Annotated in this window: 16 protein-coding genes; 6 read left to right on the plus strand and 10 right to left on the minus strand. The window is 44.5% G+C overall.

Annotated features, from left to right (window positions below):
- Position 1: 1 nt before the first annotated feature.
- The 10 genes from KNQ06_RS15955 to KNQ06_RS16000 form a co-directional block, all read right to left on the minus strand.
- A complete protein-coding gene (locus tag KNQ06_RS15955) occupies positions 2 to 637 on the minus strand; it encodes a hypothetical protein (protein WP_215148881.1) in 636 nt (211 codons plus the stop codon).
- Positions 638 to 641: 4 nt separating this feature from the next.
- Positions 642 to 953: a DUF5592 family protein gene (locus KNQ06_RS15960; RefSeq protein WP_215148883.1), complete on the minus strand. Its 312-nt coding sequence runs from the start codon at positions 951 to 953 to the stop codon at positions 642 to 644.
- 4 nt (positions 954 to 957) lie between these two features.
- Positions 958 to 2,865 carry a pLS20_p028 family conjugation system transmembrane protein gene (locus KNQ06_RS15965; protein WP_353049207.1) on the minus strand — a complete coding sequence of 636 codons (1,908 nt, stop codon included), beginning with the start codon at positions 2,863 to 2,865 and terminating at the stop codon, positions 958 to 960.
- A gap of 24 nt (positions 2,866 to 2,889) precedes the next feature.
- Positions 2,890 to 3,318, minus strand: coding sequence for a hypothetical protein (locus tag KNQ06_RS15970; RefSeq protein ID WP_215148887.1), 429 nt, complete (start codon positions 3,316 to 3,318; stop codon positions 2,890 to 2,892).
- 19 nt (positions 3,319 to 3,337) lie between these two features.
- On the minus strand, positions 3,338 to 3,589 hold the full coding sequence (locus KNQ06_RS15975; RefSeq protein WP_215148889.1) for a hypothetical protein: 252 nt from the start codon (positions 3,587 to 3,589) through the stop codon (positions 3,338 to 3,340).
- 12 nt (positions 3,590 to 3,601) lie between these two features.
- Entirely contained in the window at positions 3,602 to 5,698 is a 2,097-nt protein-coding gene (locus tag KNQ06_RS15980) for a VirD4-like conjugal transfer protein, CD1115 family (protein WP_215148891.1), read from the minus strand.
- 295 nt (positions 5,699 to 5,993) lie between these two features.
- The gene (locus tag KNQ06_RS15985) at positions 5,994 to 7,088 is read right to left on the minus strand and encodes a hypothetical protein (RefSeq protein ID WP_215148893.1); all 1,095 of its coding nucleotides are present in this window, start codon (positions 7,086 to 7,088) and stop codon (positions 5,994 to 5,996) included.
- A 92-nt stretch (positions 7,089 to 7,180) separates the two neighbouring features.
- Positions 7,181 to 7,405: a hypothetical protein gene (locus KNQ06_RS15990; protein WP_214859025.1), complete on the minus strand. Its 225-nt coding sequence runs from the start codon at positions 7,403 to 7,405 to the stop codon at positions 7,181 to 7,183.
- A gap of 14 nt (positions 7,406 to 7,419) precedes the next feature.
- Positions 7,420 to 7,608: a hypothetical protein gene (locus KNQ06_RS15995; protein ID WP_215148895.1), complete on the minus strand. Its 189-nt coding sequence runs from the start codon at positions 7,606 to 7,608 to the stop codon at positions 7,420 to 7,422.
- 349 nt (positions 7,609 to 7,957) lie between these two features.
- Positions 7,958 to 8,446 carry a helix-turn-helix transcriptional regulator gene (locus KNQ06_RS16000; RefSeq protein ID WP_215148897.1) on the minus strand — a complete coding sequence of 163 codons (489 nt, stop codon included), beginning with the start codon at positions 8,444 to 8,446 and terminating at the stop codon, positions 7,958 to 7,960.
- A gap of 306 nt (positions 8,447 to 8,752) precedes the next feature.
- On the opposite strand from KNQ06_RS16000, the gene KNQ06_RS16005 reads away from it, so the two are divergent.
- The 6 genes from KNQ06_RS16005 (at position 8,753) to KNQ06_RS16030 (ending at position 12,833) form a co-directional block, all read left to right on the plus strand.
- Entirely contained in the window at positions 8,753 to 9,802 is a 1,050-nt protein-coding gene (locus KNQ06_RS16005; RefSeq protein WP_215148899.1) for a LytTR family transcriptional regulator DNA-binding domain-containing protein, read from the plus strand.
- A 122-nt stretch (positions 9,803 to 9,924) separates the two neighbouring features.
- Entirely contained in the window at positions 9,925 to 10,773 is an 849-nt protein-coding gene (locus KNQ06_RS16010) for an ABC transporter ATP-binding protein (RefSeq protein WP_214725502.1), read from the plus strand.
- Positions 10,770 to 11,480, plus strand: a complete 711-nt coding sequence (locus KNQ06_RS16015; protein WP_214725500.1) for an ABC transporter permease — start codon at positions 10,770 to 10,772, stop codon at positions 11,478 to 11,480. The genes KNQ06_RS16010 and KNQ06_RS16015 overlap by 4 nt, the downstream gene beginning before the upstream one ends.
- Positions 11,481 to 11,623: 143 nt before the next feature.
- Complete coding sequence (locus KNQ06_RS17160) at positions 11,624 to 12,031, plus strand: LytR/AlgR family response regulator transcription factor (RefSeq protein WP_214725498.1); 408 nt, start codon at positions 11,624 to 11,626, stop codon at positions 12,029 to 12,031.
- 155 nt (positions 12,032 to 12,186) lie between these two features.
- Positions 12,187 to 12,390, plus strand: a complete 204-nt coding sequence (locus KNQ06_RS16025; RefSeq protein WP_214725496.1) for a mersacidin family lantibiotic — start codon at positions 12,187 to 12,189, stop codon at positions 12,388 to 12,390.
- 212 nt (positions 12,391 to 12,602) lie between these two features.
- The gene (locus KNQ06_RS16030) at positions 12,603 to 12,833 is read left to right on the plus strand and encodes a response regulator transcription factor (RefSeq protein ID WP_251132530.1); all 231 of its coding nucleotides are present in this window, start codon (positions 12,603 to 12,605) and stop codon (positions 12,831 to 12,833) included.
- Positions 12,834 to 12,847: the final 14 nt, after the last annotated feature.

Raw genomic sequence — 12,847 nt, forward strand, 5'->3', positions numbered from 1 at the left:
ATCACTCCTTTCCATCCTGAGTCGGTTTCGTATTCGGGTTGTGTAGCTGGAACAACACATGGATTTTCTGCTCGAGCGCCAGTTCGACCATCGGATTGCTGCGTCGAAGCAATTTCGTCAATTGATGCTTTCGTTCACGCAGCATCGCCTCATCCGGTGCATAAAAAAAGAGGAGATAATCGCGATTGGTGCGATGCTCCTCAAGGTAGATCAGTTCCTGTTTCTTCTTTTGCAGGAACGGACGATAGGCGACGTTTTGATTTTGCCGCAGCTGTCGTTCAATGCGCTGTTTCTGTTTCTCCAAATTAAGTGGTGTATTGAGCGGAATCACCTTCAACGGATGGATGTACGCCTGCAACAGATATGCGAGGGAGAAGATGTCATGATCCTTCTCGGTCTCGGACAACCCGTAGATATCCTTCGAAGTCAGCTGAATGATGTCGCAGAATGTCCCGTCCTGCATCTCGAACCCATCGAGTGCTGTGGCATCAATGATTGGTAGCAGAGAGGCGACAGAAGGCGGGATCCGGATGCGTTTTTCCTTCCGTGTTGGGGGTGTCGTTAATTGCGTCTCGTCGAGCCAAGTAATGTCTGTCGTCGGAATCGTTTTGGGTCGTTTCTCTTCCGATAAACTCATACCATCACGCTCCTTTCGATTCATCCTTGCCGTCGGTCAATGCGATATACGTATCTTTCTTCTTCATCAGCGCGTAATAGAGCACGTGAACCATCCGTTTCTCTGGATTCGTCGTTGGGCGGATGACGAGGAAGAGTCCGAACGCGACGAGGAAGAGCGTAAACGGCAGATACAAGACGTCCGGGATGAATGGAAGGGCAATCAACCGGACGATGATCAAAGCGACGAGAAATAGCAGGTCATAGAGGTAGAGCATTTTATTAATTTTCAGCTCGGTCGTGACTTCATTCGGAATCCGGTACTGGCGCTGTTGCATGGTCTCACTCCTTTTCCGGGTCTAGACGCGGGACATCCGTTGAGTACATCCGGGACGACTTTGACGTCAAATGTGTCTGCGCTTGTTCGACATGCTTGAGTTCTTTTTGTGTCGTCGTCTCAAGTGTTTGATAGATCGACTTTCGTTGCCGCTGTGTTCCGGATGATGTCTCCTGCGACTCAGTGATAGAAGGTGAAGAATTGCTCGCGCCTGAAGAGGGTGAAGTAGGTGCTGCCTCTTTAGGTGTCGTGTCAGGTGTTGATCCTGAGTGAATAGAAGATGGATTAGGTGCACGTGATCCAATAGGTTGTTCCGACGGTGAAATAGGTTGCGATGCGACAGTTGTTTCAGAGGTATTGAACGCATCAGCTGAAGTAGTTAGTTGTTCCTTCATCGATCCATCGGGCATCTTCGGTTGTGCGACAGACGTTTGCGATGATGGCGGAGTAGTCGCAGATGATTGTGGTGAGACATCGTCCGAACGGCGTGGCATGGACTCTTTTGATGTTGTTGCAGTCGGACTCTCCGAATTCGTGTCGTGCGTCGATAAATCAGTGGATTCAATGCGTTGGTTCTCTTGTCCGGTTGATCGTGAAGTGCGCTCTTGTGCTTGCGAACGAACTGGCACACTATCGGATGAACGATCCGGACGACCCGTCGGTGTGCCACCATTAGGTGGTGGGTTCGGTGGTAACTTTGTACTGGCAGCTTCTGAAGCGGATGGAGTAGTAGGGCGTGATGTCCTCTTCATCGTCTGTCCAGCGACACGAGCCCCTACTTTTGCCGTTCCTTTCCCGACAGCATACGCACCAAGCGCGACACCCCATCCGCGTTTCAGACCCGCATCGATCCCGAAGAGGCGTTCGACCATGTTCGGTCCATCAATCAAGGCAGCGGAGAAAGCGATCAAGGCTATCAAATAGGCGAGACCGTCGAGTGTATCAGCCAGATAAGCTGTCCCAATTGTGTAGAGCTTGATTGAGACGAAAATCAAGATGATGACGAGGAACGTATTCAGGATGCTTTGAATGACTTTCTTCGTCTTTTGTCCGCTGTGCAGGTCGGCGGGGGCAACTAAAATCGCTAGAACATAGTTAAAAGCCAACTCGAACGAAAGTCGAGCCAGCTTGTAGGCAATCGAGAAAAGAGTGAAGCCCATCACGCCAAGGGTAACAAGAATCGTCAGCCAGTTCGGATGATAGCGATAGTAGTACTGGTTATTCCAATCAAGTCCGCTTTGATCGAGTTCGTCTAGTACTTCCTCACTACCGTCCCAAAGAATAAATGATTTTGAAAGTTTTGATCCAGTAGTGGAGACGTCGAGTTTATTGCTATCGAACACCTCATTAATCTGTAATCCTTTGATTAATTTGGTTGGAATATTATTTTTTACGTCGTTTTCTGTATAGTTTTCAAAACCATTTTTATCATATGCTACTAAATCATTTAAATTTTCTTTGAGTATTGTTTCAGAGATAGTTTCCTTTTCAGAACCAAACAGACTGCCAATTTTAACTTGATTGACTGCCTGATCTGTGAAGTCATTTAGTTGTTTCATCGTAGGTGAGAGAAGTCCTAAAATCATCAATGAAATGAAAATATTAATAAGAATCCCTTCTCGATCGAATTTCTTTTGAAAAATGATGAGATAGCCTGTAAAAACAAAGCTGGCGGCTAATAGTACATACAAAAAAGGTTGAATCGTCTGAACGAATTCAACCACTTGAGGATTATTAAAGAATGTTTTGATCATCAAAATATCATCTGTAAGACTTTCGAGAGAATCAATCAACAAAGAAAGCCCTCTGACAAAAATCCACCCTACAGTTCGTAAAGCGTCGTTAACTAGATTACTTAAATTGAAAAGACGTTCGAATTCGGTAAGTTTCTGGATAACCTGAGCATCAGACATATCTATCCAGACCTCCGTTTCATTCTATTTATTATTAGTTACAAACTCATTGACTGTATTAGTAAAAGTCTCATCAGTCAGGCGATTAATATTTAGTTTATCTTTGATCTTTCCTTTCGACACGTAATATAAACGTTCACCTTGTAGCTTAGATGTGTATTCAAAGTTTGCTCTATCCACTATTTTTTTAGCATCAGGTTGAAAAGTATTATAGATGTTGATAGGTACTTCGTTTTTTTTTGCTATGGAATCGAGTTTATTTTGATATGAGCCAATATCTCCGTCTTCCTCTTTTAAAATCAGTAGGAATCCTTCCTGTTTTCCATCCATTAGATTTTCTACCTTGGATAACTTTACTTGATTCGCCTGACTAGAGTCTTCAGTTTCACTACAACCGACCAAAAGTAACGCAGAGGAAATCAATAGTCCGGAGAGTACTCGTTTCGCTTGCATGCCTCCACCCCTTTTCCGTTTATGACACTTGTTCCGGATTCGTCAGATCGTCATTACTGACGTGCACCCGGAAATCGAATGTGTCTATAAGCGTAACAGTTTTTCGATCGCCTGAGTCTGGGTCTTCTTCCTCAAATATAACGAGGAATCCGTCCCGGGTCTGGATATTCAAGACCTCACCACGACGGAGACGCTTCTTATTCTCCTTGATGATGGTCGCAATGACGCGGAGTTCGCGCTGGACGCGTTCCGTGCGTGTCAGTTCTGTCATATGATGCCCTCCTCAAACGCCATGACGAAGCTTCTCGAGTCGTTTGCTGATGATCGTCTTCAAAAAGTGACGCTGGTTATCGGTCACAGGGATTGTCCTATCCTCAATGCCTTGCTCGAACAGATCAATCGGTAACGTATCGTATTCTGTCGTCTCGAAGATCGAGCGTAGGATTTTCGGCTGAATGACATCGCAGACGCGCCATTCTGTTGCATCCGTTGTCTCCTCACCCGTCTCATTAATCTTGGATACAACTGAGGCGCCGAGATGGAACGGGACACGAAGTGTATTCAGATCGAGATGGGCATGCGCGCAGGGAATGACGAGATCGTTGATGGAACGATCCGTGTTAAAGTCATCCGCCAAGTATTCATAGCGGTATTTCATCGCCGTCCGTCCGGTCAGGAAGAGGGGATAGGACTGGATTCGTTTCTGTTGTTTGTCTTGCCGCTTGATGACACGGATGATCAGCATCTCACCTTCCTTCAGTCCCATCACCTCAGTTGCCGTCAGCAAGCGCCGACCATCGACACTCTCCGTCTTTGACTTTGAAAGCGAGAAGGTCTGCCCGGAACGCGACTTCGTGACAATCGTCTGCTCCCCTAGTTTCTTCGAGATCAATTCTGCCGTCGACTCATCTGCTGTCAGTAGGTAGTGCGTGTTTCCGCAATTCCCGTCGATCGTCTTCCAATCCTCCCCGTAGAGGTTCTCGAGTTGTGCGTAGGACTGGATGACGAGGTTGAAGCGGATGTTGCGGCCGAGACAGACGGTGATGATGTTCGCCATCCCTTCAATCGCTGGCATGTTCCCAAATTCGTCGAGCAGGAAGATGACCTGACGTTCACAACGTCCGCTCGTAGCTTGTGAGGCGACACGTGCGAGAGAGGTATAGACTTGTTTGACGTACAGCGAGGCGATGACGTTAAGCGTCGGATCATAGTCCGGGACGATCAGGAACACGGCAACCGGGCGCGGATGCTGACGAATCTCCCGGATGTCGATTGGTGCATCCGTTGTCCAGTCGAAGACACCGTCCGTCTCGTCTCTCCAACCTGAGAGTGACACGGTGTACTGCTGTCCGTCACTTTCTACGGCGATATCGGTATCCACTTCGAGGGTTTCTTCGTGATGGAGTACAAAACTCCCGTCGTCGTCCGTCGTCAAGGCGAGTTGTTTCCCACTTGGAAAGTAGAACGTCAACCGTGACAAGGGAAGGGCACGTCCGCGAATCCAGCGGTTGAAACCAATCAGTTTCATATCAAGTGAGTTCTGTGCCGTCAAACGTGCCGTCGCATCAAGTGTAAAAATTCCGAGCTTAGCATTTGTATTGGCGAGGATGCTCGCGCGCGTCTGACCACCGGAGAAGTGAAGCGTCGCGTACTGCATACGTGCCGGATGATTCCCCGGAAACGATGCGAAGAAGGCGTCGAGTGCCGATTGTTCCTGTCCCATTCCATCGATGACTGTGCGTGAGCCGAGATCGGATAACATCAAAGCGACGTTATACATCGTGATCTTCTCCGGTTCATGTTTTGCTTGTTCGCATAATCCGAGAATCAGGGCGGTGCAAAGGTCCGTCGAAGAGTTACTCCAGAACGGATCCTTCGCCTTCGGGTCATGATAGAGCATATAAGCAACCGAACGGGCATACTGTTGGGCGAGGGAGTAGTTCTCGTCCAGAAACGCGTCGATCGTCAGCTGTAACAGATTGTAGGACATTGATTGCGACGGGTTCATCAGATTCAGGACCTCGACCTGATAGCCGCGTGCTTCGAGTGTTTCTTTGGAGGCGGCGAATAGTTCACCTTTTGGATCATTGATGACCAGGCTTGCTTGGCGCTGCGCACGACTGTAGAGATCGATCGTCGAGAAGACGAACGTCTCGCCTTTCCCGGAACGGGTCGTCCCGATGACGAGGTTATTGACCGCGCTGTCGTCGATATAGAGGCGATCACGATAGCGCCCGACCGGGACACCCCCGGATCCGATGTAGGTCTCCTTACGGTCCGGAACATCGCGATACTGCTGTTTCAGCTCTTGAAATGTCGTGAAGCGGGCACTTCCTTTTTGTGCTGCTTTGAGATCGCGGAAATTGAGCCAATACTTCAATAAGAGAAATCCTCCTAAGAGGAAGCAGACTCCGAACAAAGCGAAAGCGAAGGAGGTCGACCAGGCAAGGGTCGTCCACCAATTCGGATCGTATTGTAGCGGAGATCCGGTCGTTAACTTCCCATTCTGAAAGAGATTTTGGACTGTCTGTTGCAGAAACTGAAACGCCACGTTGAGTACTAAGAACAATATAATGGGTAAAGCGATCAGAAAGGCAAGACATCGCCACAGCCAAGTGGATGTAGCAAGAGAACGAAGTGAGAAGTTCATCATTATTTCAATCACCATACTTTCATTAAAAAAGTGAAGAGGCTTGTCGTTGCTTCGCTTCGAGCGACGCATTCAGCTTTTTGAGTTCTTCCTTGTCTTTCTTCTCTGATAACTGTCGCTTTTGATCCTCGAGTGCTTGAATCTCGTCATCCAGCTGGACGAGTGTTGCCACTTGCTCCTTCAATTCTTCGTTATGGACCGTCTTAACGCTTTCTTGAGCCTTCGTCACATCTTTCAATGCGATGTAAGCGCGTGTTTTGGCTTCCTTACGGACTGTCGTCATCTCGACGCCCGTAAGCGAGACGGCACGTTTATAGTCTTTCTGTAGGATGGCGAGGTCGAACGTTCCTTCGTCCGTCGGATGGACGGCTTGGAAGGCTTGTAGCGTATCTTGGCGATTGGTCGCAAATCGCTTCGACTGCATAATGATCGTCTCGACATCGATTGGATCCTTCGTCACGGAGACCGCTTGGTCGTAGTCATGTTCTTCAACATACTGCGTAATCAGGAATTGCTGTTGTTCATCATTCAATGACTGTCGTTTTTCAAGGTTCTCGACGAGTGGACCCGTCTCACCGGTCAGTGCTGCTTCATAAAGAGGTCGCCAACTTGACGCTTCAGCTCGGACGCCGCTCGGAGGGTCCGGCTGCACGAGCCGGACCACGGTCAGCGCGCCCAGGAGCAGCAGGCTCACACCACTGGCACCGTAGACGATGCGACGTTGTCCACGACGTAAGCGGGATATGTGTGTCGCATCCGTGTTACTTCGAGTCGCTGCTTCGGTCACCATCGTCTTGTAAGTCTCTGGCGTCAACCGTTCCAAGTTCTCGAGCAATAAAATCTTCTTCGTCGCATCCTCCTTCCGGATCCGGATGTTCGGGATTCGTTCCTTCAATTGCTGATAAAGATTCGGATAGGTCGTGTCACCGAACTGGAATGTTCCCTTATAGACGAGCTGGTCATCATCATCGAAGATCCGGAACTCACTCGAGAAGCGTTCGTTCGCTTGCTGAGCTTCTTGATGAACTTGCGTCGATAATAAAAGCGCCTCCTCATACGGGAGACGCTCATAGTTCGGAAAGACTTCTTTCGGTATATCCGTGAAACGGATGAAGAGCATATATTCTCCTCCTTTGAAGCGAGACATCGTAACGTGGGCAATAAAAAAAACCATCCAATTTGGAATGACGGTCTGTTCAATCACTTATTCAATTAGAATTTGATGTTGTCATTGACCATTTCAGCTAGCGTGACGGCGCCCGTAATGACAATCAGACCGACGGCACCACCGATGAGCCAACCGACTGCCTTCGATCTTCCGCGATCTCCACCGAAAATGAAGTAATAACCAGCAACTACGAAAGCAATCGCTGCCGAAATGACGGCGAGTCCTTGAAAGAAGTTTAATAAACTAAGCCCTGTCTCATTCAATCCCATCTGTTCTCCTCCTCTCAATCCCGTGAAGTGGCTGCAGGTGATTTGAAGTTCAGTTTCGAGTCGAGCGCCTCTAAGATCAGTTCCTGGTTCTCTTGGATGACGAGTTGATGTTGGGTGTCGAGCCACTCCTCATAGTCTTTCCCCTGGATCCGGAGCAACTTCTCGGCAAAGGTCTTGTTCTGCTTCTGTTCACGTGTCGGCATAACATACACTCCTTCCTTGAGGTCGATGCGCAGCAGCACATCCTTAAGGACAGTCGAAGTCGAGCAAGACGGTGGGTTTAAAGCACGTTCCCCCACGAACTCTGATGTCCGCTAAAGAACATCTGTTTAGGGTTTTTCGCTGACCCTCAACGAATATGTGACCTGTGGGCGAGTTTTAGGCGACTCTCGCCAAACCATTTCTGCGTATATCCCGCTCACCCGGTCACTCATGAGGGACACGCCAATATATGATTGGAAGGACTGTCCTTAGCGATATGCTGCTACAGTCTTCAATTCCTTTTCTTAAACATTTGTAAGTTTCATAAATAAACAGGTACACATGGATGTCTCAGTGATGCACTAGTCTGCGACGTGAGACGTGAATCAGTTCGTCATCGGGATGCTTCCGTTTCGCGATGACTTGATTCTCCCCGACGACGGTTCGGATTCGATAGTAGAGGTGTGCGATTTCTTGAGTCTCCTTACTTTCTTGTTCAATCGCGATTCGCCCGTGCAGTTGGTATGTCTTGCCATCAAACGTACGGATGGAATCCGCTAACGGGAGTTCTGCTAGATCGAAACGTTCCTGATTCAGATGCGACCAATTCCGTTTCTTCTCCATCCTCAAGTCGAACTCATCCCAAGGGATGGATCCCAGTGTCTGTTCGCAGGCTGTCGCGAGTATTTTGACGTCGAGTATGGAAGGGATAGAACGACTTCTTTCATAGGCGCTGATGGCCGCCTGGGAGATTTCGCCGTACGTCCTCTCCGCCAACTCCACCTGACTCCAACCATGTTCGAGACGTTCACGACGTAACCACTCTCCGAATCGGTACATACACATGCTCCTTTCCTTCGAGAACCACAATATGACAATGTCTTCCTGGTGATAATTAGAATATAGCAGATTATTCTGTCAATTCAACCATTATAACGATATGTCAAAAACGTTACGAATGTCGATTTATGTCGAACTGTTTGTTTACAGGCTTTTTAGAGATTTTTTTAACATGAAATCCTTACTTGTATTAAAAATGTAAAATTTTATTTTACTTTCATTTTTTGATAACCTACATTTTGTAAAAATTATGATAAGGTGGATGTATATTTTCAAGGGGTAATTCATCCCAGAGGGGGAAATAGGGTGACTTTATTTATTAACGAACTTAATTACATAGATCAGAAAGATAAAACGACAGTACTCGAAAAACTCACGTTTTCTGCTTCTCCAGGAAAGTCATTGGCGATTAGTTCTAATGCTACCCATCGTCAGCTACTCATAAAGATACTTGAAGGTCGTATACGAAGTGCAAATAAGCATGTTCATGTAAACAATCATCACCCAGGAAATACTGTACATTATCGTTCGGCAATCAGTTTCTATTATGAGCAGCCATATACATATGATAGATTAACCATCTTGGATCATCTTTCTTTTTATAAAAAATTGTATAACAGCACAAAGTCGATTTCAGACACACTCGAAGTCACACAATTAAAAGAGATAGCAAAGAAAAGAACAAACAAACTTGATCATTCTCAAAAGAAGCGTCTGCAACTCGCAATTCTTATTTTACAAGATACACCGGTGGTCGTTTTCGATGAACCGGATCAAAACATTGATCAACATACCAAGAACATTCTATTCAAAGTTATCGAATTGTTGCTACAGGAAGAAAAGTGTCTCCTAATACTGACAGGAAGTACGGAGAGTGCAATTACTTTATCCGAAGAATCTTATGTATTAAGTAGTAGTGGACTTACACGCATCAATACAGAAATTGAGGAAGAAGAGAACGTAATATCAGAAAATGATGAAGAGATTAATGGACTTGAAAAATCCGCTCCCTTTTCGCCTCTCGAACTGAACAAGGTCGTTGCTAAACTTGAGCGTAATCTTATTTTACTGGATATAGATGAGGTCAAATTTTTCGAAAGCGCATCGGGAAATGTTCAAATCCATGTGGCAGATACGATGTTACCGGGTCTATATACAATGAATGAGTATGAAACGACTCTTCAGGACCGGCATTTTTTCCGATGTCACCGTTCCTATCTCGTTAATCTGAAGAAAGTACGCGAGATCGTCACGTGGACACGGAACAGTTTTAGTCTAGTTCTCGACGATCGAACCGAAGTGCCCTTATCTAAGAATAAAATACACGTTCTTAAAGAAATGCTCGGCATTAAATGACGATCTTCTAGCAAGCTAATTACTCTTTTCATAAGCTTATTAACTCCTTTCATCGTTAAAATAGTGCGGTGTATAGCGCTCTCTACTATTCTAAGGTTAGAAAACGAGAGGAGAACTGCATTATGGAAAAGGTAATCGAAATTGAATCATTGACGAAACACTTTTCAGATAAGACGGCTCTTGACGATTTAAATTTCTATATCAAGCAAAAAGAGATCTTTGGGCTACTTGGTCCCAGTGGCTCTGGTAAAACTACCATGATCAAAATATTAACTGGTCAAATGAAACCATCCACGGGTTCAACCAGTCTACTTGGAATTCCCTCTGAAAAACTTAAACAAAAGAATACCTTTCAGAAAGTAGGTATCATGACAGACAATAGTGGTCTCTACGATCGCTTGACGGTAAAAGACAATTTAAAGTTATTTTGCAAAATTTTTTCTGTCTCTGAAAACCGTATTCATCGTGCGCTGGAGTTAGTCAATTTAGGTGATGAGCAGAATAAGAAAGTTGCCTTACTGTCGAAAGGGATGAAACAACGGGTACTGCTCGCTCGAACTTTTTTACATCAACCCGAAATCTTATTTTTAGATGAACCTACTTCTGCATTAGACCCTGTCAACACTCAAGCCATCTATTCTGCCCTTAAAGATATGAATCGAGACGGTGCGACGATTTTCTTAACGACTCACGATATGGTAGAAGCGGACACCCTTTGCGATCGTGTCGCCTTCCTAAATCGTGGTCATATCCAATTGTTAGGATCACCAAAATCGATTAAACAGCGTTTTGCTGATCAGACGTTGACACTCGAATCATTAGACGGCCTAGAACACGTTTTCGAATCGAATGAGAAAGATGCTCGTCATATCTATGAAATGTTACGTACTAATCAGGTTGTATCTATCCATTCTAACGAACCGACTTTAGAGGATGTGTTCGTAAAAGTAACAGGGAGTGAACTCAGATGATCTTTTCAATCAATCGTACAATGGCCATTTTTCAGAAGGATGTAAAAGACGTGTCAAGAAACGTATTTGTCGGTACGACACTTTTGGTTCCTATCTTGATGGCAATTGTCTATAAGAATATTGGCGAAGTGACGTTAGAAATTCACTACACCGTCATCAATTTGACATTCTCTTCAGTAGCAGCATTCGTTCAATGTACATTGATCGCAGAAGAGAAAGAGAAGAACACGTTGCGTAGTTTGATGTTGTCACCTGCCTCCACTCTAGAGATTCTAGGTGGCAAAAGTATATTGACTGCTCTGATCACACTCTTCACCATAGTCATCAGTGCCGTCATTACGGGTTATGCTCCGTCACATCCTTTCATCATAATAATTGGACTTCTCGTCTCTTGCTTGTTCTATCTTGCCTTAGGGACGCTTCTAGGATTGATGACTTCCTCTGTGATGGAAGCTTCTGTCGCTGTATTACCTGTCATGTTTTTATTCGGATTCGGAACGTTGCTCCAGCAGGTTTCTGATAAATATCCGTTACTTTCTATTGTCGATTATTTGCCGAACTTACAACTGTTAGAGCTAGCTGAAAAGGTTGAGAATGGTGCCTCTTTCTCTTCGCTATCCATTAATCTAATCGTTATTTTGATGGCTGGTATATTATCCAGCGCTTTAGTCTTCATGATCTATCAAAAGAGAACATTAAAAGATTAAGAGTCATTACAAGATTACAAGTATCGGTGGGAGGAATAATGATGAAAAAAGTACTGTTAGCAATTGTGGGGACGCTTTTTGGCTTACTTATCATGTATGTCATTCAGAACGGATTATAAACAGTCGATAGAGGAGGAGTTCATATGACGAGTAGTATTTTATCAAGTAATCTAAATTCTACCTCAGCGTTTTACGAGGATGCCCGAATCGGAATAAATACAAAACATAGTTTTCTGTTACTAAACGTCTCTGAAATCCTTTATATAGAAAAAATCGAAAGACACGTACGAATTTACTTAAAGAATGACGAGTACATTGATACTTCTGAAAACCTAAAAGCTATCGAGTTGAAATTAAGTAAGTATGAATTTTATCGTCCACACAAATCGTTTATCGTTCCATTAGGAGATATCCGAGAAATCTCATCCGATCATTTCATGGATTCCTATAATATTCATCTTATAAAAAGTAAAACGCATATTAAGTTAAGTAAACATAAGTACAAAGAGTTGCGAAACATTCTTGTGACGGGGTGTCATATCAATTTATAAGTCCCCTAGAAAGTGTAACTAAATTTTAAAAGATACAGATATGCAGCTTTATGAAGTTACCATGTCTTTCCTGACAGCTTATAGTAAAAGCATGTTCAACAGCAACTACTTAAAACACTTGTTGATGAGCAAACTACTATTAGGAGGTCATACAAATGACAAACGAGCAAATCATTCAATCGTGGAAGAATCTTGATGAAACATCTGTTATCGCTAACCCTGCTGGTGAAGCGGTAAATGAACTGAACTTCGAAGAAATGTCTCGTATCAACGGTGGTGGAGACGTTCAACCTGAAACAACTCCATTCTGTGTAGGTGTCATTGTAGGAGTAACTATTTCACTATCTAAATGTAAATAATTTCTTTAATACTTAATAAAAAGGCGCCGATCAAATATGATCTGGTGCCTTTTTATTTTCTAAAAAATCGAATTCTCCCTGAAAAGCAAGGATAGCCCCCTGTCACTCACTTAAATAAGCCTCTTAAGAGCGAATTAAGTTATTTAGACAAAATTACAATAAAATTACTATTAATCACTTATTTTTCTAAGCGAATTTTAGGAGGGTTAATAATGAATATCCAGACAAAGCTTAGCGGCAAAGAAACAGAAGTAGCAGGTTTAATAGCAAAGGGATACAAAGATGTTGAAATTGCCAAAACCTTATTCATCAGCCAGCGCCGAGTGGGAGAGATTGTCTTTAACATTAAACAAAAATGGGGTATTCAATCACGTGTTGAGCTAGGTATTATTGCTTTCGAATATAAACTCATTCAAAGTCCCCTTGCTAGAATTAAGTCTTAAAGTAAAAAGGAGAA

The sequence above is a fragment of the Exiguobacterium sp. s91 genome, from assembly GCF_018618915.1.
GTDB lineage: Bacteria > Bacillota > Bacilli > Exiguobacteriales > Exiguobacteriaceae > Exiguobacterium_A > Exiguobacterium_A abrahamii.

Coding starts and splice junctions, on each gene's coding strand:
- KNQ06_RS15955 (WP_215148881.1), bottom strand. CDS start 637: ATGAGTTTATCGGAAGAGAAACGACCCAAAACGATTCCGACGACAGAC.
- KNQ06_RS15960 (WP_215148883.1), bottom strand. CDS start 953: ATGCAACAGCGCCAGTACCGGATTCCGAATGAAGTCACGACCGAGCTG.
- KNQ06_RS15965 (WP_353049207.1), bottom strand. CDS start 2,865: ATGTCTGATGCTCAGGTTATCCAGAAACTTACCGAATTCGAACGTCTT.
- KNQ06_RS15970 (WP_215148887.1), bottom strand. CDS start 3,318: ATGCAAGCGAAACGAGTACTCTCCGGACTATTGATTTCCTCTGCGTTA.
- KNQ06_RS15975 (WP_215148889.1), bottom strand. CDS start 3,589: ATGACAGAACTGACACGCACGGAACGCGTCCAGCGCGAACTCCGCGTC.
- KNQ06_RS15985 (WP_215148893.1), bottom strand. CDS start 7,088: ATGCTCTTCATCCGTTTCACGGATATACCGAAAGAAGTCTTTCCGAAC.
- KNQ06_RS15990 (WP_214859025.1), bottom strand. CDS start 7,405: ATGGGATTGAATGAGACAGGGCTTAGTTTATTAAACTTCTTTCAAGGA.
- KNQ06_RS15995 (WP_215148895.1), bottom strand. CDS start 7,608: ATGCCGACACGTGAACAGAAGCAGAACAAGACCTTTGCCGAGAAGTTG.
- KNQ06_RS16000 (WP_215148897.1), bottom strand. CDS start 8,446: ATGTACCGATTCGGAGAGTGGTTACGTCGTGAACGTCTCGAACATGGT.
- KNQ06_RS16010 (WP_214725502.1), top strand. CDS start 9,925: ATGGAAAAGGTAATCGAAATTGAATCATTGACGAAACACTTTTCAGAT.
- KNQ06_RS16015 (WP_214725500.1), top strand. CDS start 10,770: ATGATCTTTTCAATCAATCGTACAATGGCCATTTTTCAGAAGGATGTA.
- KNQ06_RS17160 (WP_214725498.1), top strand. CDS start 11,624: ATGACGAGTAGTATTTTATCAAGTAATCTAAATTCTACCTCAGCGTTT.
- KNQ06_RS16025 (WP_214725496.1), top strand. CDS start 12,187: ATGACAAACGAGCAAATCATTCAATCGTGGAAGAATCTTGATGAAACA.
- KNQ06_RS16030 (WP_251132530.1), top strand. CDS start 12,603: ATGAATATCCAGACAAAGCTTAGCGGCAAAGAAACAGAAGTAGCAGGT.